General features: G+C 59.2%; 14 protein-coding genes. 9 read left to right on the forward strand and 5 right to left on the reverse strand.

Annotated features, from left to right (window positions below):
• The first annotated feature begins 482 nt into the window (after positions 1-482).
• The 3 genes from KGA97_RS20880 to KGA97_RS20890 all read left to right on the forward strand — a co-directional run bounded on the left by KGA97_RS20880 (position 483) and on the right by KGA97_RS20890 (position 3125).
• On the forward strand, positions 483-1070 hold the full coding sequence (locus tag KGA97_RS20880) for a YecA family protein (RefSeq protein ID WP_008040607.1): 588 nt from the start codon (positions 483-485) through the stop codon (positions 1068-1070).
• Between the two features lie 10 nt (positions 1071-1080).
• Entirely contained in the window at positions 1081-1467 is a 387-nt protein-coding gene (locus KGA97_RS20885; protein WP_008040608.1) for a YbaN family protein, read from the forward strand.
• A 149-nt stretch (positions 1468-1616) separates the two neighbouring features.
• Complete coding sequence (locus tag KGA97_RS20890; RefSeq protein ID WP_223481423.1) at positions 1617-3125, forward strand: hypothetical protein; 1509 nt, start codon at positions 1617-1619, stop codon at positions 3123-3125.
• A gap of 61 nt (positions 3126-3186) precedes the next feature.
• Here KGA97_RS20890 and KGA97_RS20895 read toward each other — a convergent pair whose 3' ends face one another.
• From KGA97_RS20895 to KGA97_RS20910, 3 genes are all read right to left on the reverse strand, one after another.
• A complete protein-coding gene (locus tag KGA97_RS20895; RefSeq protein ID WP_223481424.1) occupies positions 3187-5469 on the reverse strand; it encodes an autotransporter outer membrane beta-barrel domain-containing protein in 2283 nt (760 codons plus the stop codon).
• Positions 5470-5681: 212 nt separating this feature from the next.
• Positions 5682-7676 carry a hypothetical protein gene (locus tag KGA97_RS20900; RefSeq protein ID WP_223481425.1) on the reverse strand — a complete coding sequence of 665 codons (1995 nt, stop codon included), beginning with the start codon at positions 7674-7676 and terminating at the stop codon, positions 5682-5684.
• Positions 7677-8006: 330 nt separating this feature from the next.
• Entirely contained in the window at positions 8007-13916 is a 5910-nt protein-coding gene (locus KGA97_RS20910; protein WP_223481426.1) for a retention module-containing protein, read from the reverse strand.
• A 590-nt stretch (positions 13917-14506) separates the two neighbouring features.
• Between KGA97_RS20910 and KGA97_RS20915 the strand changes: the two genes are divergently transcribed.
• The 3 genes from KGA97_RS20915 to KGA97_RS20925 are packed head-to-tail and all read left to right on the forward strand — an operon-like array spanning position 14507 to position 19409.
• The gene (locus tag KGA97_RS20915) at positions 14507-15865 is read left to right on the forward strand and encodes a TolC family outer membrane protein (RefSeq protein ID WP_008040966.1); all 1359 of its coding nucleotides are present in this window, start codon (positions 14507-14509) and stop codon (positions 15863-15865) included.
• A gap of 18 nt (positions 15866-15883) precedes the next feature.
• Positions 15884-18043 (forward strand): type I secretion system permease/ATPase, encoded by a 2160-nt coding sequence (locus tag KGA97_RS20920; protein WP_223481427.1) that lies wholly within the window; start codon positions 15884-15886, stop codon positions 18041-18043.
• A 10-nt stretch (positions 18044-18053) separates the two neighbouring features.
• Positions 18054-19409: an HlyD family type I secretion periplasmic adaptor subunit gene (locus KGA97_RS20925; protein WP_223481428.1), complete on the forward strand. Its 1356-nt coding sequence runs from the start codon at positions 18054-18056 to the stop codon at positions 19407-19409.
• 135 nt (positions 19410-19544) lie between these two features.
• Here the strand turns inward: KGA97_RS20925 and KGA97_RS20930 are convergent, their stop codons facing one another.
• Together KGA97_RS20930 and KGA97_RS20935 are read right to left on the reverse strand one after the other, a co-directional pair.
• Positions 19545-20141, reverse strand: coding sequence for a tRNA-uridine aminocarboxypropyltransferase (locus KGA97_RS20930; RefSeq protein ID WP_223481429.1), 597 nt, complete (start codon positions 20139-20141; stop codon positions 19545-19547).
• A gap of 4 nt (positions 20142-20145) precedes the next feature.
• Positions 20146-21039 (reverse strand): LysR family transcriptional regulator, encoded by an 894-nt coding sequence (locus tag KGA97_RS20935; RefSeq protein WP_008034255.1) that lies wholly within the window; start codon positions 21037-21039, stop codon positions 20146-20148.
• 333 nt (positions 21040-21372) lie between these two features.
• Between KGA97_RS20935 and speB the strand changes: the two genes are divergently transcribed.
• From speB to KGA97_RS20950, 3 genes are read left to right on the forward strand one after another with little or no spacing between them, the layout of a single operon-like run.
• On the forward strand, positions 21373-22323 hold the full coding sequence (speB, locus tag KGA97_RS20940) for an agmatinase (RefSeq protein ID WP_008034256.1): 951 nt from the start codon (positions 21373-21375) through the stop codon (positions 22321-22323).
• A 9-nt stretch (positions 22324-22332) separates the two neighbouring features.
• On the forward strand, positions 22333-22755 hold the full coding sequence (locus tag KGA97_RS20945; protein WP_223481430.1) for a YybH family protein: 423 nt from the start codon (positions 22333-22335) through the stop codon (positions 22753-22755).
• 54 nt (positions 22756-22809) lie between these two features.
• A complete protein-coding gene (locus tag KGA97_RS20950; RefSeq protein WP_008034259.1) occupies positions 22810-24321 on the forward strand; it encodes a purine-cytosine permease family protein in 1512 nt (503 codons plus the stop codon).
• Positions 24322-24478: the final 157 nt, after the last annotated feature.

Consider the following 24478-nt stretch of genomic DNA (forward strand, 5'->3'; position numbering starts at 1 on the left):
TGCTTTTGATTTCCACCACTCATCAGGCCGAGCGTTAGCTCGCCTTCCGCTTTTGATCTGAGCGCCCCCTCGAGAGGCCGAGCGCAGGTTCTGCGCAGTGGGCAACCCGGCATGGATGCCGGGTTAGCCGCCCCCGGCCATGGATGGCCGATGGCGGCGGGCCCACGGAGCAGGACCGGAGCGAGGGTATGCCGAGCCACAGCGAGGCACCGAACGAAAGGGGCAAGAGCCCTTGGTTACTTGGGGCTCTTCCAAGTGACTCGCCGTAAGGGCGAAACCGATAGCAGCCGTAACCACAGAAACGGATATGTACACCATCAAAATCCTCGCCGACTGACACACAGCATTCGCAAGCAGGCTCGCTCCAGCAAGGAATGCGCTGTTCTGGAAAATCACTGAGCGCAAATATGCCGCGCGGCTGGCCTGAGTGCTCAAGAAGGCCTAGAATTCCCGCATCTGTTAATTCCCAAGGTAGCCCTTTAATGTCCTTCGCTGAGCAACTAACCCGCCTGCAAGTCTTCCTCGACGCCGATGAACTGCATGACGAGGCGCTGGACTACGTGGCCGCCCACGGCTACCTCACCGCGCTGTCGATCTGTTCCGAAAGCGTTCCCGACCGTGAATGGATCGACGCCCTCTTCGCCGAAGAGCCGCATTACGCCGACGACACCGAGCGTGAAGCCATCGAATCCACCCTGCTGGCCCTCAAGGCTCACATCGCCCGCCAACTGGCGTCCGATGAAGAGTTCGAGCTGCCGTGCGAACTGGACCTCGGCGAAGATCCGGACGATTCCGACCTGCGTGGCTGGTGCATCGGCTTCATGGAAGGCGTGTTCCTGCGCGAAGCGGCCTGGTTCGAAACCGCCGAAGACGAAGTCAGCGAAATGCTGCTGCCGATCATGGTCGGTTCGGGTCTGTTCGACGAGCAGCCCGAGTTCTCCGACATCGCGGCCGACGCCAACCTGATGGACGACATGATCGTGCAGATCCCGGAAGCCCTGACCGCGCTGTACCTGCTGTGCAACGCGCCAGACGAAAAACCGGCGATCCTCAAGCCACGTCACCACTAAGGTTTTGCCTATGGACAACCCCATAGGCAACCGCTCCCTGATGTTGCGTTACGGGCTGCTGGCCATCGGCTGGCTGAGCGTAGCGCTGGGGGTGATCGGGATTTTCCTCCCGGTATTGCCCACCACGCCTTTCCTGCTGTTGGCGGCCGCCTGCTTCGCCCGCAGTTCGCCGCGTTTTTACAACTGGCTGGTGGAGCATCCACGGCTGGGTCCGTGGATTCGCGACTACCTCGACGGCAACGGCATTCCCCTCAAGGGCAAGGTCTACGCCATCGGCCTGATGTGGGCGAGCATTCTGTTGTCCTGCTACCTGGTGCCCCTGCCGTGGGCGCGCGGGTTCATGCTGACCAGTGCGGTGCTGGTGACGGTATATATTCTTCGGCAAAAAACACTCTGAAAATCCGGGCCATTGCGATGTGATGCTGGCTGTCACTCCAACCGCTTATCGGAAACCCTCCCACAACTGTTATTTCTGACAGTAGTCAATGCTCATGCTTCACGCATTAAATCAATCCGGCACTCACACCAGGACCGGAGTCCATCACCATGACAGCCAGACAACCGAACGTCCCGTCGGGCACTGCGCCCGAAGAAACAGATTTGACATTGAGTATCAGAGCCGTCAGGGACTCCAAAGAGGTCCTTGTAGGTCAAAACGGCATGACCTCCGATACCTTCTTCACGGTCAGTGGAACCGCTGAGCCGGACAAGCCGATTCTGGTACGGGACGGCTTCAATACATTGGCATCCGCCCAAAGCGACGGGGAAGGCCAATGGAAGACCGAGTTATTCGAGGTCAAGGAAGTCAAAAAATACAGCCTGACTGCCATGGGTAATTACGGCAACAAACCTGTTTCCAGCCCACCTCGAACCTTCACCGTGGTCGCCGACGCCCCCATCATCGAGTCCCTGAAAGATGAGGAGGGAACGATTGATGAAGGCGAAACGACCTACTACCCATCGGTGAGCGTCACAGGTAAAGCCTTCCCGAACCAGAAAGTTCAGGCGTTCAATGGCAGCACACCACTTGAAGAGGCGCCGGTTAACCAAAATGGCGTTTACACACTTGAACTCAAGAATCTGCTGTCAGGCACCTCCTACACCATCACCGTCAAGGCACTCTACGGCGAAGGTAAATCATCCGAACCACGAAACTTCAACGTTGCAGCGGACATCGGCCTGTCTCTCGATGCTGTCGAAGACTCGGACGGCAATCCTGTCAACGAAGGCGACACTACCTCCGACCAAAACCTCACCGTCGTGGGCAAGTGCAGGCCAGGCAAGGATGTTCAAATCCTCGACCACGACGCCCCAGAGGGATTTCCGCCGGCGACAGCCAAGGGTAACGGAGAGTGGGAAATCAAAATCAACCTGGCCCCAGGCGTGCACAGCCTGAAAGCCAAAAAACTGTACGGTGACGAGGAGGTAACCCCTACGCCCAGAACCTTTACCGTTAAAGGGGCGGATCTTGTAACGCTGGACACCGTGACTGACACCCATGGAAAAACCGTCGATGACGGCGGTTTCACCTATGAGAGCAACCTGATTGTCAAAGGCGAAGGCGAAGCAGGCGAGTACGTCGAGGTCTTCAACGGCGACGACTCTTTAGGTGAGGGGCAAATCGGAACTGACGGCTACGAAGTCCCCATCGGCTCGCTGTCACTCAAGAATTATCGCCTTGTTGCCAAGGCAAAATACCCCGATGGCGGTGAGTCTGGCGCGTACTCGTTCGAGGTCAGAAAATCCATCGCACCACGCGAAACCCAAGTGCATGATGCCAAAGATGAAATCGTCGATAACGGTCACACCACCTCCAGTTATGTAAGAGTCGGCGGCAAAACCGAACCGCTATCGTCGGTCAACCTCAAGGTCAACGGGACCGTCGACCCGAAAGCAGAGTTGGCCAACGAGGATGGTAATTGGGCGACACTCCTCACCGGATTGGCAGTAGGCAGAGCCTATGAGGTCAGTGCCGTTGCTTCCGACGATCATAACGCCGAATCGAATAAAGTAAGGTTCACGCGGGTTTCGGCGAACGGTTCTACCGACAGTTAACAAAGACCATTGTGGCAGTGCAAAAAAAACCGCTTTTAGCGGTTTTTTTTGTCTCACACATTTAAAACTGATAGTTCGCACTGAAGGTGGCAGCCACGGGCTGTTCGACATTTTTACCCTTGGCATAATCGACACCGACACCAAGATGCAGCCTCTCGGACACTGAAACCATCAGCCCTGCACCGACTTCGAAACCGCTGCCCGACAGGTTGTTATTGATCGAGTTTCCATTGACCCGCACGTTGTTATCGTTCGATGCAAACTCATGGACCACCGCCACTCGCCCGTATGGACGCACCTGAGTGTCGCCCAGGTTGATGCTTCGACCCGCCATGACGCCAAGCTTCGTGCGCAATGAATGCGTGTCGTCACCCTCAGCGCTCATGCCATTGTCCAAGTAATAGCTTTCTCCCTGGATGATTGCAGCGGATACCTGAACAGAAGGTTTGGCAAACCAGCCATCCCCCAGATCAATTTGGCGACCCCCTTCTACCATCGCACTCACAGCCGAGTTGTTGTAATCGCCTTCGGCGCGTTTGCCATCGCTCATACCGACTTTGGACTCGTTACGGAAATGGTTGAACTTCAGGGCACCATCAACGAAGTAGCCATTGTCTTGATTCCGCCAGCCGAAATAAGGACCGAAGTAGTAGCTGTCAACCGTGGCCGAGGTGCCGCCGTTGAGATTCAGATCGGATTTGCTGTATCCCGCCAGCATACCGACAGTCCACGGACTGTCACCCAGTCGGGTATCGGCGCCCAGGGTGAAACCCTGTTGCTCTTGACGATAACCCACACCCATCGAACCGTCGTCAACGTTCCACTTGTTGCCATAAGCTCGTACCCACAGGCCGTGGCGCTTGTCATCCGCCTGCAACTCGCCCATGCGGTTTTCCAGCGACTTCAATTCACCATAGGACACGGTAAGGGCTGTTTGAAACAATGCCACTACCGATTGAGCACCGGAACTGAGCCGGGTGGTAGGGTTCAGGTAATACTCCGCTTCGCCGGAGGCGTTGGTTCTTTCAGCTAAATCGTATTGCCATGTCCCCACATCGACCCGGCCACCCAACAGCGCGAAATCTGCCTGGTTATTTCCGATCTGCACCAGCGTCAATTGTTGAGGAGACGTCGCGTCCTTGCCCGAAGCGTTGACGGCCAATTCAAAGCTGCCAGTGGCCGCGCCGGCTTTCAGCAAGTCACTTTCACCGGTCTGGAAGTTGCCCTGCATGGCAATGATGCCGCTGCCATTGAGCGTACCCACCTCAAGTTGACGATTCGCACGTGGCACGCCAGGCGCACCGAAATTAACCGTGCTGTCGCTCAACGTCAGAGTGTCGATGCGGTCATCGCCAACCATGGTCAGGCTCGAACCGCTGTTAAGGCTCAGGTTGCTGTTGTTCAGGCGTCCGGTGAACGTTGAGCCATTGTTCAAGGTGACATTGGCCGTCGAACCGTTCTCGCGCAGGATATCGCCCTCCATCGAAGCGCTATCGAAGGTGAGATTGGCGGTGCTATTGCCAGTCACTTGCACATTGCCTTGCAAGGCGCTGTTCGCAACCCGCATGTTCGCCGTCGAGGCGCCTTCCACTTCAAGTACATTGCCGTTATTGCCAATCAGCGTGGAGTTGTTCAACACCTCGATGCTGGCATCGGTGGCCTGCGCCACAACAATGGCCGCGCCATTGCGACCTTCAACGGTAGAGTTGTCCAGCACCAGGGAAGCGTTTCCCACGTTCGCCGGGTCTTCGTTGATCAATACACCCGCAACATCACCGCTGATGCGGGTACCCGCCGTTGCACGCACTGCGCCGCCAAAAATGTCCAGCCCGCGACTGCCTGCGGCCGTTCCCGTCACTTGGCTATTGATCAAGTCGAGAGTACTCAGGCCCGACACTGTGGCGCCAGTGTCGCCACCACTGAACTGACTGTCAGTCGCCGTCACCGTAGAGCCCTGGTTCGATCCGTTAGGACGGTTGACCAACAAAGCGGTGGCGTCGGCGGTCACCGTGGCCTGATTGATAGTCGCCGTACTGCTATTGATCGTTACACCATTACCGCCGCTATTGCCGTTGACGATTCCACCATTGATAGTCAGGGTTGAACCGCTGGTGACTGTGACACTGTTGGTCGTCGCACCCGTTATGTTTAACGTGCTGTTATTTCTCACCAGATAATCGGTGATTGGCGCCGTGGACGAATCGATATCCAACGTGTTGCCGTTATCAACGATAGTTGCCGCAAACGCTGAACAACTCATCAAAAAAAAAGCCGGCAATGTCGCCAGCGATTTAAAAGCACCTGTACCAGCAGGTACGCGTAAAACTTTGTATTGAGTCGTCATTTGCCTGCACCTTCTCGTGATCCGGTCTCCGTTGGCCAACTGTTGGGAGACACCAAAGGGTGCGGACGATACAGACGCTTCCTACGAAAAAATGTAGGACTAATCTCTTTCGACTACGGAAAATCCGTCATACCAACCATTGCACGGAACAATAAAAACCATTCCCATCGCTGACAAAAAAGGAGGCACCAAGTGCCTCCTTAAACAAGTCATTAGATTGGGCAGGTCCCCCCACCGATACGCATCGTTACTTTGGTCGGATCGGACCCTCCCGAGGCCGGTTGCCCATCTATTAATGCCGTATACTTAAGGTCGCCCCAACCGTCATTGGTCACGGCAAACTGCGCATAAGGAATTTTCACAAGGAAGCCATCTCTGGCTTCAACAGTAGACGGTGTTTTTTTCACTGTTACGGTGTTACCCGGTATTGGTGACCCTGGTTTATTGTCCGGAGGGCTGGAAAGATCGTTAACATAACCCTGATAGACAAATAAAAGTTCCTGGTTTGCCAGCTTAAGTTCGCCACCTGGAACCTCTACTTCAATGACTTTGCCCAGCAATGAATCATCTTTAATCGAAATACAACCTAAGGTAGGCCCATCCAGATCATCAACGGTGTGCAGGAATTTTGGTTTGGGGATAGTAACCGGCACGAGGAAAACATCAACTTCCTGATCTTTGGATCGATTGAAGTTTTCGTTAAGCGAGTGAGTCACATTGTAGTGAACCTTGGTGAGTGGATTGTTTCCGCTTGCTTCAATAATTTCTGGAGCAATAGTAAAGGTCAACATCGTTGTAGCTGTTTCAGTACCGTCCATCGTCCAGACGCCACCCTTGCCTCTTGTATTTGCAGGGTCCTCCGGAACGGCAACTCCTTCTACATAAAGCGATACAACCTGACCCGTCTTGAACCCCTCATAAATAAGTACCTTTGCATCCACGTCGGCAGCGAGGTCACCAGCCCTGATCTTGTTAGGGTCCGTCGTTACCGTACCTTGCATTGTCACCGGGAGAAGCTTGTCATGCGGAAAACCTGGCAACCCCGGATTATCCGGATCAATCGGCAGCGGCGAATCAAGGTCAATGTTCAGATCTTTCGGAGTTGGAGTCTTGGGATGAAAAAGTTTATTTCGCTGGATCTGCCAGAGAAGAGGAACCGTTTTCGGACCCACATTGCCGTTGTGCAGGTATTTATAGGACAGAGGAAGTGAAAACGGAACCTGAGTAACAGCCACATTGATGGCGGGTTGCCCATCGACGCTCAACAGCAGCCTGTCTTGAGGCAACCAGTTGTCGTAGCTGATTTTGGCAATGACCGGTGTCTGTGCATCCTCGACCAGGATCTGATCATCATCATCGTGCAGCGCAACCTGCAGAGTCTGGTTTGCCGGCGGATCAGAAAGCACCACATCCAGCGTCAAAAACTCGGATAAAAGGCTTGGATTACCTTTACGATCAAACAGGACAAAAAACAGCGAATAATCCCCCTCTGCTGATCCAATAAATTCCTTGGTCAGTTTATCGGTTGAAGGCAAGATCCCAAGATCGTTGCGCTCGATTTTATCAATGAGTCGGGAGTTGGGTATTGATCGGCCATATCGAAACTCAATTACGTCTCCAATTTTTGCCCCACTCCACTCTTTACATGTCAAACGCACAAAACCATGAGTATCCAGATACGCCTTGGTAATCGTTAAATCTGCTTCAATTTCAGCCGGAACTCCTACTTTTCCAACAGGTACAGGCGGCTCTGTATCAATATTAATAGAAAGCTTTTTCGACTCATCCCCATTTATTGAGTAAGTCTGCCAATAAGATAACTGATGAGGCCCAGCAGCATTGAGACGCCCTGTATCAACTGCAAGCCTTATTGGAAATTTCGCATCAATTTCGGCGCGGGTCAAAGGAGTTTCAAAACTCTCAACACGTCCGAATTTGGTGCCATCCCACATCGCCTGCACAGTGATTTTAGCTCTATCTGGAGAGCTCGCATCGGGAAATTCAGAAACTTCCACATCCAGATTAAATAGCCGATCCTTGTACTGTAGCTGTTGACCTGGATCATCGGCGGTCGGACCTAACAACGTAGTATTCGGCAAACTAGGTGGATCATTTTTGGGTGGTTCTTGATTGGCCAGCATCACTCTATTGTTGTACAACCGCTGTTCTTGCGGGGTCAGCACTTTATACTTTTCATAGATAGTCATTTCACAATTCCTTAGTAACGGGCTTCAACTGCCCAGGATGTGGTGGATCTACGCACGATCAAAAATGACCCGGCGCTTGTTCGGGAAAACAATGTCGTGAAAGGCCAGGGTGACGGCCGACGGGAGTAAAAAATCGATTTGTCGAACTGCTTGAAAAAAACGCTTTCACTCAACCGATGACATGATTTAAAGGCAGTCACCAAAGTCTGGCTACTGTCAGAAATCACAGGTTTTGCTACCGCTGGTCGGACACTTCCCCAAACTGCACACAACAAAAAACCCGCCATCCCTTACACAGGGATGGCGGGTTTTGTTGTTTAAGGTTTCAGGTCACACGGTATCCACCTTCAACGAGTGGTCATTCAGCATGCCGTTGATGATGGTCGCCGTATCCGCCCCGGCAATCACCCCACCCGCGCCCGGTGTCACACCGTAATGGCTGGCCAGGTCCACACCGGCCAGGTCGATCGTCTGGTTCGGCGCAGCACCCGCCATGCCGCTGACGTCGATGCTGGTGACCAGTGAATCGCCGCTGCCGGTGACTTTGAAGTGCAGGTAGTCATCCAGCGACGCCGCCGTGCCGTTCTCCCCTTGCAACAGTTGCGACAGGTCGAGTTTGTCGGTGCCTGGCGTGAAGTCGGTAACCACGTCGTGGCCGCTGTTGCCTTTGAGCCACAGGAAGGAGTCGGCACCGGCACCACCGGTGAGGGTGTTGTTGCCGAGGCCGCCGATGAGCACGTCATCGCCGCCGCCACCGTTGAGCACGTCGTTGCCGAGGCCGCCGGTGATGATGTTGTTGTGGCTGTCGCCGGTCAGTTTGTCATCGAAGCTGGAACCGGTGAGGTTTTCGATGGCGGTCAGGGTATCGGTGCCGGCACCCACGGTGTTTTGCGCGCCGAGCAGGCTCAGATCCACTTTGACCCCGGCGGTGGCGTGGGCGTAGCTCGCGGTGTCGATACCGGTGCCGCCGTCGAGCAGGTCGTTGCCCGCGCCGCTGTAGAGCAAGTCATTGCCGGCGCCACCGTGCAGCTCGTTGTTGCCTGCACCGGCAGTGAGCACATCGTTGCCGTCGCCGGCGTTGATCACGTTGTTGCCGGTGCCCGCCACCAGCATGTCGTCACCCGTTGTGCCGGTGAGGGTGTGACCGTCCTGATAGCTGATGGTCACCGCTGTGCTGTCGTCGACGGCGTAGGCGCCGTGATAGTCCGGGGTGGTGTTGTGGGCGCCGGAGTAGTCGACGGTCATGGTCAGTTGATAATTTTCCGTGCCCTTGCCGTTGCCATGCCCGCCGTCATCGATGTTGATGATATGGATCTGGTAGGTGCCGTCTACTGCGGCGGTGATGGTCTGGCCATCGCCGATGCCGATGAACGAGCCGCCGTTGACCGAGTACTCCATGGTGACGTGACCGCCCGCCAGGTTGTGATCGAGGTTCAGGGTTTCACCCTGTTTGAGGGTGACGGTGATGTGGTCCTCGTCATTGGTGTTGCCGTTGCCGTTGCCGTTGCCGTTGCCGTTGTTGTTGTTGTTGTTGTTGTTGTTGTTGTTGTTTTTGACTTCGCCCAACGCTCCGCTGACCACCAGCACCGCGGTCATGGCTGCGGTGTTGGCGACGAATGCGCTGCGCGCGATGGTCACCGATTGAGCGTTGTTGCCGGTGAAGCTGTAGCTCTGGTTGCTGCCGGTAAAGTCCGCACCTTTGACAATCCAGCCAGTGTTGAAGGTGGTTGGCGCTACGGTCAGCGGGTTGGAGTTGGCATCGATGTCGTTGGCCAGCAGCACGTCGCCCGGCACCGTGACGTTGCCCGACAGGACGTTGGTGATGATGGCGACGCCATTGTCGCTGACTGCGTTGATGCAGCCGTTGCTGACGTCGATGGTGATGGTCGTGGTGCTTTCGTCGCCGTCGTTATCACGCAGGGTGTAGGTGAACACGTCGGTCGCACCTGGGCCGTTCACGGCATTCGGGGTGCTGTGGTATTCGACGTTGCCCTGGGCGTCCAGGGTCAGGTAACCGTAGGTGCCGTTGATGTGAGTGTTGAGCCCGCCGTTGACCGGGGTCGAAGTATCCGAGCCGGCGCGCACGCCGACCACGCCACCGCCGAGCAAGGGTCCATCGGAGCCGGCGACGTCATTCCACAGCACGTTGCCACTGACGGTGCCGCCCTCCACCACCGACGTTGCCTCTGGGTTGGCGTTCGGCGTGTCATCGACGATGTTGACGTTGATCTGCCCGGTCGCAGTGCTGCCGTTGACATCCTTGGCCGCCACGTCGAAGTGCTCGGAGATGCTGTCGGCACCACCGGCATTCGGGTGGTCGCTGTCGTAACGCAACGTGTAGCTGTAACTCACCACACCGGTGGCCGGGTTGTAACCGGTGATGGTGAAGATCGCACCGGTATCGGTCTCGCTCGATTGCGGGAAACCTGCCGCCACGCCCGCCGTAACCACGGCGATGCCGCCCACGGTGAGGGTCAGCAGGCCATCCGGCGCGTTGACGTTGAAGGTGCCGGTCTGGGTCAGCGCCGGGGCATCCGGGTCGGTGCCGTAGGTGAGGTTTTTTTCGTAGACGGTCAGTTCACCGCCATACGCGTCGAGGCCGCTGAGGGTCACCGGGCTGATGCAGCCGTTGCTGACGTCGATGGTGATGGTCGTGGTGCTTTCGTCACCGTCGTCATCGCGCAGGGTATAGGTGAACACGTCGGTCGCACCGGGGCCGTTCACGGCATTCGGGGTGCTGTGGTATTCGGCGTTGCCCTGGGCGTCCAGGGTCAGGTAACCGTAGGTTCCGTTGATGTGGGTGTTGAGGCCGCCGTTGACCGGCGTCGAGGTGTCCGAGCCGGCGCGCACGCCGACCACGCCACCGCCGAGCAAGGGGCCGTCGGCGCCGGCGACGTCATTCCACAGCACGTTGCCACTGACGGTGCCGCCCTCCACCACCGACGTTGCCTCAGGGTTGGCATTCGGCGTGTCATCGACGATGTTGACGTTGATCTGCCCGGTCGCGGTGCTGCCATTCACATCCTTGGCCGTCACATCGAAGTTCTCGGAGATGCTGTCGGCACCACCGGGATTCGGGTGGTCGCTGTCGTAACGCAACGTGTAGCTGTAGCTCACCACGCCGGTGGCCGGGTTGTAACCGGTGATGGTGAAGATCGCGCCGGTATCGGTCTCGCTCGATTGCGGGAAACCTGCCGCCACGCCGGCAGTGACCACGGCGATACCGCCCACGGTGAGGGTCAGCAGGCCATCCGGCGCGTTGACGTTGAAGGTGCCGGTCTGGGTCAGCGCCGGGGCATCCGGGTCGGTGCCGTAAGTGAGGTTTTTTTCGTAGACGGTCAGTTCACCGTCACACACGTCGAGGCCGCTGAGGGTGACCGGGCTGATGCAGCCGTTGCTGACGTCAATGGTGATCGTCGTGGTGCTTTCGTCACCGTCGTTATCGCGCAGGGTGTAGGTGAACACGTCGGTCGCGCCCGGGCCGTTCACCCCGTTCGGGTAGCTGTGGTATTCGGCGTTGCCCTGTGCGTCCAGGGTCAGGTAACCGTAGGTGCCGTTGATGTGGGTGTTGAGGCCGCCGTTGACCGGGGTCGAAGTGTCCGAGCCGGCTCGCACGCCGACCACGCCACCGCCGAGCAAGGGGCCATCGGCACCGGCGACGTCGTTCCACAGCACGTTGCCGCTGACGGTGCCGCCCTCCACCACCGAGGTCGCGTCAGGGTTGGCGTTCGGCGTGTCATCGACAATGTTGACGTTGATCTGCCCGGTTGCGGTGCTGCCGTCGACATCCTTGGCCACCACGTCGAAGTGTTCGGAAATGCTGTCAGCACCGCCGGCATTCGGGTGGTCGCTGTCGTAACGCAACGTGTAGCTGTAGCTCACCACGCCGGTCGCCGGGTTGTAACCGGTGATGGTGAAGATCGCGCCGGTGTCGGTCTCGCTCGATTGCGGGAAACCTGCCGCCACGCCCGCCGTGACCACGGCAATGCCGCCCACGGTGAGGGTTTGCAGACCGTCCAGCGCGGTGACGGTGAAGGTGCCGGATTGGGTCAGGGCCGGTGCGTCCGGGTCGGTGCCGTAGGTGAGGTTTTTCTCGTAGACGGTCAGCTCGCCGCCCTCTACGTCGAGGCCGTTGAGGGTCACCGGGCTGTTATGGATGTTCAGCTCCAGCGTCGCAGTGCTGATGTCGCCGTCGGCATCGGTGAGGGTGTAGTTGAATTTCTCCTTCCCCTCGCCGCCATTGTGCAGCGCCTTGAAATCGGCATCGCTGATGTTCAGCGTGTAGGTGTAGGTGCCGTTGGCATTCAGCACCAGGGTGCCGTAAGTCCCGGTGAACGTGCCCGCGGTAATCGGTCCGCTGTCCGGCCCGGTCGGCACGCGGTCCGCGCCTTGCACGTCGTTGCTCAGGACGTTGCCTTCGAGGCTCAGGTGCGTTGGCGTGGCGACACCGTCGTTGCTGTCATCCATCGCTTTGGGCACGTCGTCGACAATGTTGACCTTGATCGTGCTGGTGACGGTGTTGCCCAGGGAGTCGGTGGCCTGGTAAGTGAAGCTTTCGCTCAGGGTGTTGGCGCCGTTGTCCGCGTGCGGCGTGGTGCTGGCCGGTGAGGTCAGGGTGTAGGTGTAAGTGCCGTTGGGGTTGAGCAGGATCTGGCCATAGGTTCCGGTGGCGCTGCCGACCAGGGTGTAGGTGATCGCGCCCGTCGCGCCGCTGACCGAGCCGACCAGTGTGCCGCTGGCAGTTTCGCCGATATGGCCCGGCTCGCTACCGGTGACGGTGCCTGCCGCGAGGTCCTGGCCATCCTTGCTCAGGTCGAGGGCTTTTTCGTAGACGGTGACGTCGTTGTCGGTGGCTGCCGTGATGCAGCTGTTGGTGACGTCGATGGTGATGGTCGTGGTGCTTTCGTCACCGTCGTTATCACGCAGGGTGTAGGTGAACACGTCGGTCGCGCCCGGGCCGCTCACCCCGTTCGGGTAGCTGTGGTATTCAGCATTTCCCTGGGCGTCCAGGGTCAGGTAACCGTAGGTGCCGTTGATGTGGGTGTTGAGGCCGCCGTTGACCGGGGTCGAGGTGTCCGAGCCGGCGCGCACGCCGACCACGCCACCGCCGAGCAAGGGACCATCGGCGCCGGCGACGTCGTTCCACAGCACGTTGCCGCTGACGGTGCCACCCTCCGCCACCGAGGTCGCGTCGGGGCTGGCGTTCGGTGTGTCATCGACGATGTTGACGTTGATCTGCCCGGTTGCGGTGCTGCCGTCGACATCCTTGGCCACCACGTCGAAGTGCTCGGAGATGCTGTCGGCACCACCGGGATTCGGGTGGTCGCTGTCGTAACGCAGCGTGTAGCTGTAACTCACCACACCGGTCGCCGGGTTGTAACCGGTGATGGTGAAGATCGCGCCGGTGTCGGTCTCGCTCGATTGCGGGAAACCTGCCGCCACGCCTGCGGTGACCACGGCGATGCCGCCCACGGTGAGGGTTTGCAGACCGTCCAGCGCGGTGACGGTGAAGGTGCCGGATTGGGTCAGCGCCGGTGCGTCCGGGTCAGTGCCGTAGGTGAGGTTTTTTTCGTAGACGGTCAGCTCGCCGCCCTCTACGTCGAGGCCATCCAGGGTGACGGGATTGTCTGGATTGTCTGGAGTATCCGGAATGTCCGGACGATCCGGGGTATCCGCCACAATCGGTGCAGCGGTCGCATTGCCGCCATTGTCCGGATCACCGGCGTCCGGATCACCGGCCAGACGCTCCCGGGGAAATTCGGGAACACCATTGAAGCCCGCAGTGGGAAAACCGACAGTCGGATCGACCCGCCCAGCCACTTCCTCCAGCAGCACAAAACTATGGCCGCCACCCAATGCACCGCCGGGCGCACCCGGTGTGCCCGGCCCCGCCGCGGTCGCTTCAGCGGTTTGGGTCGGGTCGTCGCCCGCAGCGATGGCTTTTTGTACTCGCTCGACATCTGACAGTTGAGCCTGAGTCGGCGTAGTCGCTTCAGGTGTATTCACATGGGAGGCGTGATCCACCAGCAACTGAGGGTTCATTTGCAGACTGCTGCCACGCCCGAGCGTCAGTTCCTGGCCATTTTGCAGGTGCACCGCCACCGCGCCTTCGGCCCCGGTGATCAGTTGATCGCCGGCAAACAGCCGGTCCCCCTCGATCAGCACACGCCGGGTACCGTCGCTCCCCTGGGCGAACACCTGACCAATGACCTTACTGACGATACCGATGAGCGTAGCCATGTGCACTTCCTCCGCTGCCGACTGACGTCGGCATCCTGTTGTTTGCGAAGAACGTGCTCATGGGTCAAGCGGTGGCCAGCGAGCCTCTTCCGGGGAGCAGCTCGTCAACACCAAGCCACTGCCCTGGCGACTATCTCGCCAAGCGTGTCGCTCACGGGCGACGTGTCCGCTACGGAATAAAACCCTCTGCAATCAAAGGCATCGGGATCCTGTTCAGTAACACCTCGTCCAGTGAGCGATGCGTAACGGTTCTGAACCAACCAAGTGACAAAAAACCGTCACCAAGAAAACCGTTTCGCGTCCCTCCCCTCCAGCACTTCTACGCCCTAGTCGATATGTGGGTGGAACTTTCCTTTTGCCCTTTCGAGCGCCCTAACGCTCATAAATCAAGGGCTTTCGACGTGAACAATGTGCTGGATTTTGCAGAGCGCATAAGTTTTTTTTGGCATAACCCTTATGAGAAATCCTTCTTAGATTCCTCCCAGAATGTTCTTAGCTCTGTTGTAAAGAGCATGAAACGGTTTCACCTATAAATGTCGTCAAATAATTGGCGACTAATAAGCACCATTAGGACTCAGGGAGATGTACCCATGCGCCGATTGAACCCCATCTGCAGTGCGATTCTATTGGCGATGGCCTGTACTTCTCAGGCTCACGCCATGTCACTGACCGAGGCGATCCAGAGCACCATTGCGACCCACCCGGAACTGGCGTCGCGGGTGGACAGCCGTCTGTCGGCCGATGAAGACGTGAAAGTCGCCAAGGGGGGCTTTTATCCTTCCGTGGATCTGAACGCCTCGTACGGGCGCGGGTACAGCGATAACACCAACACCCGGGCCTTCGGCAATCACCACACGGAAATCCTGAATTACACCCAATCGGAACTGCGCCTGCGGCAGATGCTGTTCGATGGCTTCAACACGGCCAACGAAGTCGAACGCACCAAAGGCGTGGTTAATTCACGGGCCTATTACGCACAGGGCACCGCTCAGGATCTGGCCCTGCGTACCATCGAGGTTTACCTCGAAGTGCTCAAGCGCCGCGAACTGGTGACGCTGGCCAAGAACAACCTGCAAGCCCACCTGCGGGTCAACGACCAGATCGGCCTGCGCACCCAGCGCGGGATCGGCAGCACCGCTGACGCCGACCAGTCCGTGGCGCGTCGGGCACTCGCGGAAAACAACCTCGACACCGCCGAAGTCGATCTTGCCGATGCCGAAGCGAATTTCTACGCCGTCACGGGGCGCATGCCCGATGAACTGGAAACGCTGCCATCGATTCGCGGCGAATTGCCGGCCACGATCCGGGATGCCCAACAGAGCATGGTCGACAACAACCCGTACCTGAAATCGGCCCAGGCAGATGTGCAATCGGCCGAGAGCCAGTACGAAGTCGCCAAGTCGCCGTTCTACCCACGCTTCGACGCTGAAGCCGCGGTGGGAGCGAATAACAACATCGCCGGTGAAGAAGGCCACGACAACGAATGGCGCGTCGGCGTCGTGATGAACTACAACCTGTTCCGCGGCGGCAGCGACAAGGCACGACTGGCCTCCGACGCGCACAAGATCAACCAGGCCATGGACATCCGCAACAATGCCCTGCGCCAACTCAACGAGAACATTCACCTGGCCTGGAACGCCATGGTCAACGCGAAAAAACAAACCCCGACTGCCCGCGAATACGCCGAAACCACCACCCGTGTACGGGCGGCGTATCAGGACCAGTTCGGCCTCGGCCAACGGACCCTGCTTGACGTGCTCGACAGCGAAAACGAACTCTACAACGCCAACCGTCGCTATACCGAAGTGCGCTACACCGAGGAATTCTCGATGTACCGCGTGCTGGCAAACATGGGCCAGTTGCTGAGCAAACAACGCGTGGTACTGCCCGCCGACGCGATTGCCCAGACCGAAGTGAAAAACGAAGCCCGTTTGCCTGAACTGAAGTAGCGTACTGGAGCGAGCAATGTGACCAGCATGGAATCCGGCAACACTGGTGTCGATCCGCGGCTGAGCTTCGATGACCCGCTTCTGGACGGTCTGTTGATTCTCTGCAAACTTCATGGCGCGACGGTCAGTCGTGCCAGCCTGAGTGCCGGGCTGCCAATGGCACACCAACGCCTGAGCCTGGACCTGCTGCCGCGCGCAGCGGCCCGGGCCAGCTTGCAGGCGCGTTTGTTGCGCCGTGAACTGGACGACATTTCTGCGCTCAACCTGCCCGTACTGCTGATCCTCGACAACGGTCGCACCGCCGTGCTGCGTCGCTTTGGCGATGATGGCCGCCTGCTGATTCTGCCGAGCGAAGCCGACGGCGGCGAGCAATGGGTCAGCCGTGAAGAGCTGGCCGAAAGTTATAGTGGCCAGGCCTTGTTCGCCCGGCCACGGCATGAACTCGAAGACCTGCGTTCGCCTCTGGTGCCGCGTGTGGAGGCGTGGTTTCGCGACACCTTGAAGCTGTCGAAATGGCTGTACAGCGATGCGATCCTGTCGAGTTTCCTGATCAACCTGCTGGGGTTGATGGTGCCGTTGTTCGTGATGCAGACCTACGACCGAGTGGTGCCGAACCAGGCCACTTCGACCCTGTGGGTGCTGTCCATCGGCTTGCTGATCGGCACCGGTTTCGAGCTGGCATTGCGGGTGGTCCGCGCGCATTTGCTGGACACCGCCGGCAAGAAGACCGACGTGATCCTGTCCGCGACCTTGTTCGAACGCATCACCGGCATGTCGATGAAAGCGCGGCCGGCGACCATCGGTGGTTTTGCCCAGAGCATCCATGACTTCCAGGGCCTGCGCGAATTCCTCACCGCCGTTACGCTGACCAGCCTGATCGACCTGCCCTTCGCCGTGCTGATGCTGGTGGTGATCGGCCTGCTCGGTGGCTGGCTGGTAGTCATTCCGTTGCTGGCGTTTCCGATCACGATCCTGTTCGCGATGGTGATTCAGGTACGGCTGCGCGACACCGTGCAAAAAAGCCTGACCCTCGGCGCCGAACGCCAGGCGTTGCTGATCGAGACCCTCGGCGGCCTGGAAACCCTCAAGGCCTGTAGCGCCGAAAGCGAGCGCCAGCACAAATGGGAAAGCACCCACGGCGCCCTCACCCGCCTCGACAGCCACGCGCGCAACCTCTCGGCGCTGGCCACCAACGGCACGCTGTTCATCCAGCAGTTCTCCGGCATGGCGACCATCGTCGCCGGGGTCTACAGCATCATCGCCGGCAACCTCAGCGTCGGCGCGCTGGTGGCAACCTACATGCTTGGCAGTCGCGTACTCGCACCGTTGGGGCAGATCGCCGGGTTGATCACGCGCTATCAGCAAGCGCAACTGACGATGAAAAGTACCGATGCGCTGATGGGCCTGCCGCAGGAGCGCGATGCGAAACAGCGGCCATTGGAGCGCACGCAACTGCAAGGCGCCCTCGACGTCAGCGGCGTGACCTTTCGCTACAACGGCCAGAATGCACCAGCGCTGGCCAACATCAGTTTCAGCCTCAAACCCGGTGAGCGGGTCGGCATCATCGGTCGCAGCGGTTCGGGCAAAAGCACCCTGGGGCGACTGGTCATGGGGTTCTACGAACCGGAAGAAGGCCAGTTGCTGCTCGATGGCCTGGACCTGCGGCAACTGGACGTCGCCGACCTGCGCCAGCAGATCGGTTACGTCGCCCATGACCTGCCGTTGCTGGCCGGCAGCCTGCGCGACAACCTGACACTCGGCGCACGCTACATCAGCGATGCGCGGATGCTGGAAGTGGCCGAACTGACCGGCGTCACCGAGCTCGCGCGTCAACACCCACAAGGGTTTGACCGGCCCGTCGGCGAACGCGGGCAGTTGCTGTCGGGGGGGCAACGCCAAGCCGTATTGCTGGCCCGCGCCTTGTTGCTCGACCCGCCGATCATGCTGCTCGACGAACCCACCAGCGCCATGGACAACAGCAGCGAAGATGTTCTGCGGCAAAAACTTCACGGTTGGGTCCAGGGCAAAACCTTGCTGCTGGTGACCCACCGCACCTCGATGCTCAGCCTGGTGGATCGGCTGGTGGTGCTCGACAACGGGCGGATCGTCGCCGACGGTCCGAAAGAAGCGGTCATCGATGCACTGCGCAAGGGCCGTGTCGGCTCTGCGGCCGTCTAGGAGTCCGCTCATGTCATCGTCACAAAGCTCACGCGGCTACTTCGACAGCTTCAGCAAAAGCGCCGAAAGTGAGTTCATGCCGGAAACGGCCGGCGCTTCGTTGCAGGATTCACCGCGCTGGTCGCGGATCACGGTCTGGCTCGCCGCTGCGCTGATCATCAGCGCCGTGGTCTGGGCCAAATACGCCGTGTTGCAGGAAGTCACCATGGGCGAAGGCAAGGCGATTCCGTCGAGCAAGGTTCAAGTGATCCAGAACCTGGAGGGCGGCATCGTCACCGAGATTTTCGTGCGCGAAGGGCAAATGGTGAACAAGGGCGACACGCTGCTGCGCCTGGATGACACGCGGTTTCTGTCGAACAAGGGCGAGAGTGAAGCGGATCGTTATGCCTTGACCGCGCAGGTCGAACGCCTGTCTGCCGAGGCCGAGGGACGGCCGTTCAGTTTGTCGCCGGAGGTGATTGCCAAGGCCCCGCAAGTGGCCGAGGACGAGCGCTCGCTGTACGAACAACGGCAACGCCGGTTGGCCAGCGAGCAACGCACGCTGACCGAACAACTGCGGCAGAAAACCCAGGAACTGGCGGAGTTCCGCTCCAAACAGGGTCAATACAGTTCAAGCCTGGCGTTGCTGCAACAGGAAATGAACATGTCCGCGCCACTGGTGGGCACCGGGGCGGTGTCGCCGGTGGAAATCCTGCGGCTCAAACGCAGCGCAGTGGAAATCCGTGGTTCGCTGAATGCCACGACGCTGGCAATTCCTCGCGCCGAGTCGGCGATCAACGAGATCAAAAGCAAGATCGACGAGTCGGAACAAACCTTCCGTTCGGACGCGGCGAAAGAGCTGAATGAGAAACGCACCGAGCTGTCGAAAATCACCGCGTCGAGCATCGCCATCGACGACCGCGTGAGCCGCACCACGGTGGTATCGCCGGTGCACGGGATTATCAAAGTGCTGAAGGTCAACACCATCGGCGGCGTGGTCCAGCCGGGCAGCGACATGGTGGAAATCGTGCCCATCGAAGACAACCTGCTGATCGAAGCCAAGGTGCGCCCGCAAGACGTGGCGTTCCTGCATCCGGGGCAGAAAGCGATGGTCAAGTTCAGTGCATACGACTACACGATTTATGGTGGGTTGAGTGCCAGGCTTGAGCTGATTGGTGCGGACACGATTACTGACGACAAGGGCAACAGCTTCTATCTGATTCAGGTGCGGACCGATAAAAACCACTTGGGCGGGGATGTGAAACCGCTGCTGATCATTCCGGGGATGGTGGCGACGGTGGATATCATTACCGGGGAGAAGAGTGTGCTGGATTATCTGCTGAAACCGGTGTTGAAAGCGCGGACGGAGGCGATGCGAGAGCGGTAATCACTTTCCGAAAAATTTGGTGTTTGACCCGGCCTCTTCGCGGGCAAGCCTCGCTCCTACAGGTTATGCGTTGATTCCGACATTACGCATACCTGTAGGAGCGAGGCTTGCCCGCGAAGAGGCCCTCACTGACGACTATTGCGGACCGTGGTTGCGCTGGAAAACCTCCTCCCCCATCGCCGCAATCTGCCCCTCGATCAACGCCTCGAACGGTTTCAATAACGGCTCGAAACTGACAGGCGCTTCCAGCGTCTGCAACGCCTGCACAATCGCCTCCACCGTCGACAACGCCCCCGGCGCCGGCGCCTTGCGCAAGCGATACCGCGACACGCCGCCCTCCACCAAAGTCACTCGGGGCAATGCCGCCAGCAGCGGATTGAGGTGCAGCATTTTGCGCGCCTTGCGCCAGGTGCCATCCGGAACAACCAACAAGAGTGGCTCATCGTTTGCGGCGTACGCCTGCATCGGTTGCGCATCATCGGCCGGAAACAATAATCGCGCCTGATAGCCCGGCTGATTCAACAGCGCCGGCAAATCCTCGAACACCTCACCCACAATCAACTCGGCATTCTTCAACCCCAACGCCGCCAGCCTTGCGGTGTTCAGCGCATGGTTCACTTCGCTCGGATGCTGCAACAGCAACACCCGAGTGCGGCTGTCGAGGCTCGGGATCAATGGGCACAGGCAGTGGGTTTGCGGGCGCAGGCAGCGCGGGCATTGGATTCTGGACATGGTTTCAAGCCTGATTGAGCTGCGCCTTGAGCAGGTCGCGGAAGGTCTGGATCAACGGTTCGCGGCTGCGGCCCCGGCGCATGATCATCGAGAACGGTGCCTGGTAACCGAAGGTCGCCGGCAGCAACACGCGTAAATCACCCTTGTCGGCCCAGGCCTGGGCGTAATGCTCCGGCAGGTAACCGATGTAGGCGCCGGACAGCACCAGAATCAACTGCGCCTCCATACTTTCCACGGTCGCGGCACTGTGCTTGAAGCCGTGGCGCGCCAGTTCGGCCTGGCTCCAATAGCCGCGACCGACCATGCGCTGCTGGGTGATGACCTGTTCGGGAATGCGCCGCTCGGTGAATAGCGGATGACGGCTGCTGCAATACAGCCAGTGTTGCTCGCGGTACAACGGCATGTAGACCAGCCCGCTCATGCGCGTGGAAAACGCACCGATGGCCAGGTCGAGGCGGTTGTCCTGCACGCCGAGTTGCAGCTCGTACGGGCTCATCACCGACAGGTGCAAATGCACGGCCGGGTGTTCCTGGCTGTAGGCGCCGATGGCTTCGGCGAACGGCAAGGCCTTGTCGCTGACGGTGGAGTCGATGACGCCGAGGTTCAGCGTACCGCGCAATTCGCCCTTCAGCGCCGCCGCGTATTGCTCGAAGCCTTCGAGTTCGCCGAGCAGGCGCAGGGTTTCCTGATGGAACAGCTCGCCTTTGCTGGTCAGGCTGAAACCGCCGCGCCCGCGATGGCACAGCACCAGGCCGAGGGCCGCTTCGAGCTGGCTCATGTAGGTGCTGATCGCCGAGGTCGAGAGGTTGAGCTCTTGCTGGGCGTTGGCAAACCCCTGATGGCGGACCACGCTGACGAAGATGCGTAATAGTTTCAGGTCGGGTAAAGCGTTGGCCATGGGGGCTCCGTAGCGTGTATCGGTGAGTCCGCGTTGTTTGACGGCGGTTGCTGCGCAACCGATCGCCAGCAAGCCGGCTCCTACAGGTCGGCGCCGATTTCGAGACACACACAAATCCTGTAGGAGCGAGGCTTGCCCGCGAAGAGGACCTCCGGACAGACGAGAAGTCTATCCCCCCTCCCGCCATTAGTTTAGAAAAATCTGAACTAAGTATTTGTCCGTAGCGATTCTTCCCGGCCACTACATTTCGCAGAATCGGCCCCTAACGGTGCCCGAGCCTCCCCGGTGCGGTGCAACCGACATAAATAAAACAACGACGATGAGGCCCTACCCGTGGACAAGATTCTTCACCAACCACTGGGCGGCAACGAAATGCCGCGCTTCGGCGGCATCGCCACCATGCTCCGACTCCCCCATGTACCTACCGCTGCCGGCCTGGACGCTGCCTTTATCGGCATCCCACTGGACATCGGTACTTCCCTGCGCCCTGGCACCCGTTTCGGGCCGCGTGAAATCCGCGCTGAATCGGTCATGATCCGCCCGTACAACATGGCCACCGGTGCGGCACCGTTCGACTCGCTGTCGGTTGCCGACATCGGCGACATCGCGATCAACACCTTCAACCTGCTCGACGCCGTGCGGATCATCGAAGAGTCCTACGACAACATCCTTGAACACGATGTGATCCCCCTGACCCTCGGCGGCGACCACACCATCACCCTGCCGATCCTGCGTGCCATCCACAAAAAGCACGGCAAGGTCGGCCTGGTGCACATCGACGCTCACGCCGATGTGAACGATCACATGTTCGGCGAGAAAATCGCCCACGGCACCACCTTCCGTCGCGCCGTCGAAGAAGGTCTTCTGGATTGCGACCGTGTAGTGCAAATTGGCCTGCGCGCTCAGGGCTACACCGCCGATGACTTCAACTGGAGCCGCAATCAGGGCTTCCGTGTGGTTCAGGCCGAAGAATGCTGGCACAAATCCCTGGCCCCCCTGATGGCCGAAGTTCGCGAGAAAGTCGGCGGCGGTCCGGTGTACCTGAGCTTCGATATCGACGGTATCGACCCGGCCTGGGCACCTGGCACCGGCACTCCGGAAATCGGCGGCCTGACCACCATTCAGGCAATCGAGATCGTTCGTGGCTGCCAAGGTCTCGACCTGGTCGGTTGCGACCTGGTAGAAGTCTCGCCCGCTTATGACACCACCGGCAACACCTCGCTGCTGGGCGCCAACCTGCTGTACGAAATGCTCTGCGTACTGCCTGGCGTGGCCCACCGCTGAGGATTGGTCATGAACGAGCGTGATCAGGTTCTGCACGCTGCCGCCAATCTGGTGGCAGCCTTTGCCCGTAACGATCGCGAAGCCTACTTCGGCGCCTTCAGCTTTGACGCCAGCTTCGTTTTCTACACCCTCGAGCAGCCTCTGCTGTCGCGCGATGCCTATCAGGCGTTGTGGGACACCTGGCGTGCCGAGGATGGCTTCGAGGTGCTGTCGTGCACCTCGAGCAACGCTTTCGTCAGCCTGCAGGGTGACGTCGCGATTTTCATCCATGACGTGGCCACCGAGCTGCGCATGCAAGGGGAGCAACACTTCAGCCAGGAGCGCGAGACGATTGTTTTCAAGAAACAAGCGTCTGGCCAAGAACAACAAGGCCTATGGCTGGCCTGCCACGAACATTTGTCCGCAATGCCGGAAGGGCTGCCAACCCCTTAGCCAAACAGGTGACGCTCACACACGATGAGCGCGCCTTTATGATCGGAGCAGATCATGAATAACAACAACAACGACCAAAGCCTTACGCACATTGAAACCTACGGGGTCGAACAGATCCCGGACAACGAACGCACCGCAGGCCCGACGGACTTGTTCCGGATGATTTTCGGTGGTTCCAATACCTTTGCCACCGCCGTGCTCGGCAGTTTCCCGGTGCTGTTCGGCCTGTCATTCCAGGCGGGCGTCTGGGCGATTGTGCTGGGCGTGTTGCTGGGTTCGTTGATCCTCGCGCCGATGGGCCTGTTCGGCCCGATCAATGGCACCAACAACGCCGTGTCTTCCGGTGCGCACTTCGGCGTGCACGGGCGGATCGTCGGTTCGTTCCTGTCGCTGTTGACCGCCATCGCCTTCTTCTCGCTCTCGGTGTGGAGTTCGGGTGATGCGCTGATCGGTGGCGCAAAACGCCTGATCGGCCTGCCGGAAACCGACCTAACCCTGGGCCTGGCCTACGGTCTGTTCGCGATCCTGGTGCTGACAGTTTGCATCTACGGCTTCCGTTTCCTGCTGTGGGTCAACAAGATCGCGGTGTGGAGCGCCAGCCTGCTGTTCCTGCTGGGCATCTTCGCTTTTGCCGGTCCTTTCGATGTGAACTACGCCGGCACCGTGAGCATGGGCCAACCGGGTTTCTGGGCTGCCTTCATCGGCGCTGCGCTGGTGGCGATGAGCAACCCGATTTCCTTCGGCGCGTTCCTCGGCGACTGGTCGCGTTACATCCCGCGTGAAACCTCCAAGCGCCGGATCATGGCCGCGGTGGTGATCTCGCAGATCGCAACGTTCATCCCGTTCCTGTTCGGCCTCGCCACCGCCACTATCGTAGCGATCAAGGCGCCGGACTACATCGCCGCCAACAACTACGTCGGCGGCCTGCTGGCCGTCTCGCCGAGCTGGTTCTTCCTGCCGGTGTGCCTGATTGCGGTAATCGGCGGCATGTCCACCGGGACCACCTCGCTGTATGGCACCGGGCTGGACATGTCCAGCGTGTTCCCGCGTGTGCTGTCGCGGGTCAAGGCCACCCTGTTGATCGGTGTGATGTCGATTGCCTTCATCTTCATCGGACGCTTTGCGGCGAACCTGGTGCAGAGCGTGTCGACCTTCGCCGTGCTGATCATCACCTGCACCACTCCGTGGATGGTGATCATGATCATCGGCCTGCTGGTGCGCCGCGGCTTCTACTGCCCGGATGACCTGCAAGTGTTCACCCGCGGCGAGAAAGGCGGTCGTTACTGGTTCACCCACGGCTGGAACTGGCGTGGGCTGGGTGCCTGGATCCCGAGTGCATTGGTCGGTTTGTGCTTTGTGAACCTGCCGGGGCAATTCGTGGGTGTACTGGGGAACCTGGCGGATGGCATCGACATCAGCCTGCCGGTAACCCTCGGCCTGGCGTCGCTGGTGTACCTGGCGCTGCTGAGCCTGTTCCCGGAATCGGCTGCGGTGTTCGGCCCGAATGATCCACGCAGCAAGAGCACGGATTCGCTCGGTAAACCGGCGTTGCGACAAGCCGCCTGATTAAACGCATTACCTGTGGTTAGGGATGACCTGTAGGAGCGAGGCTTGCCCGCGAAGGCGGCACATTCAACATCAATGTTGACTGACACACCGCCTTCGCGGGCAAGTCGGAACGCCGCATCGCACGCTCCTACAGAGATGGGTTTTCCACAGGGAT

The organism is Pseudomonas sp. BF-B-15 (assembly GCF_019946675.1).
In the GTDB taxonomy this organism is placed as follows: domain Bacteria; phylum Pseudomonadota; class Gammaproteobacteria; order Pseudomonadales; family Pseudomonadaceae; genus Aquipseudomonas; species Aquipseudomonas migulae.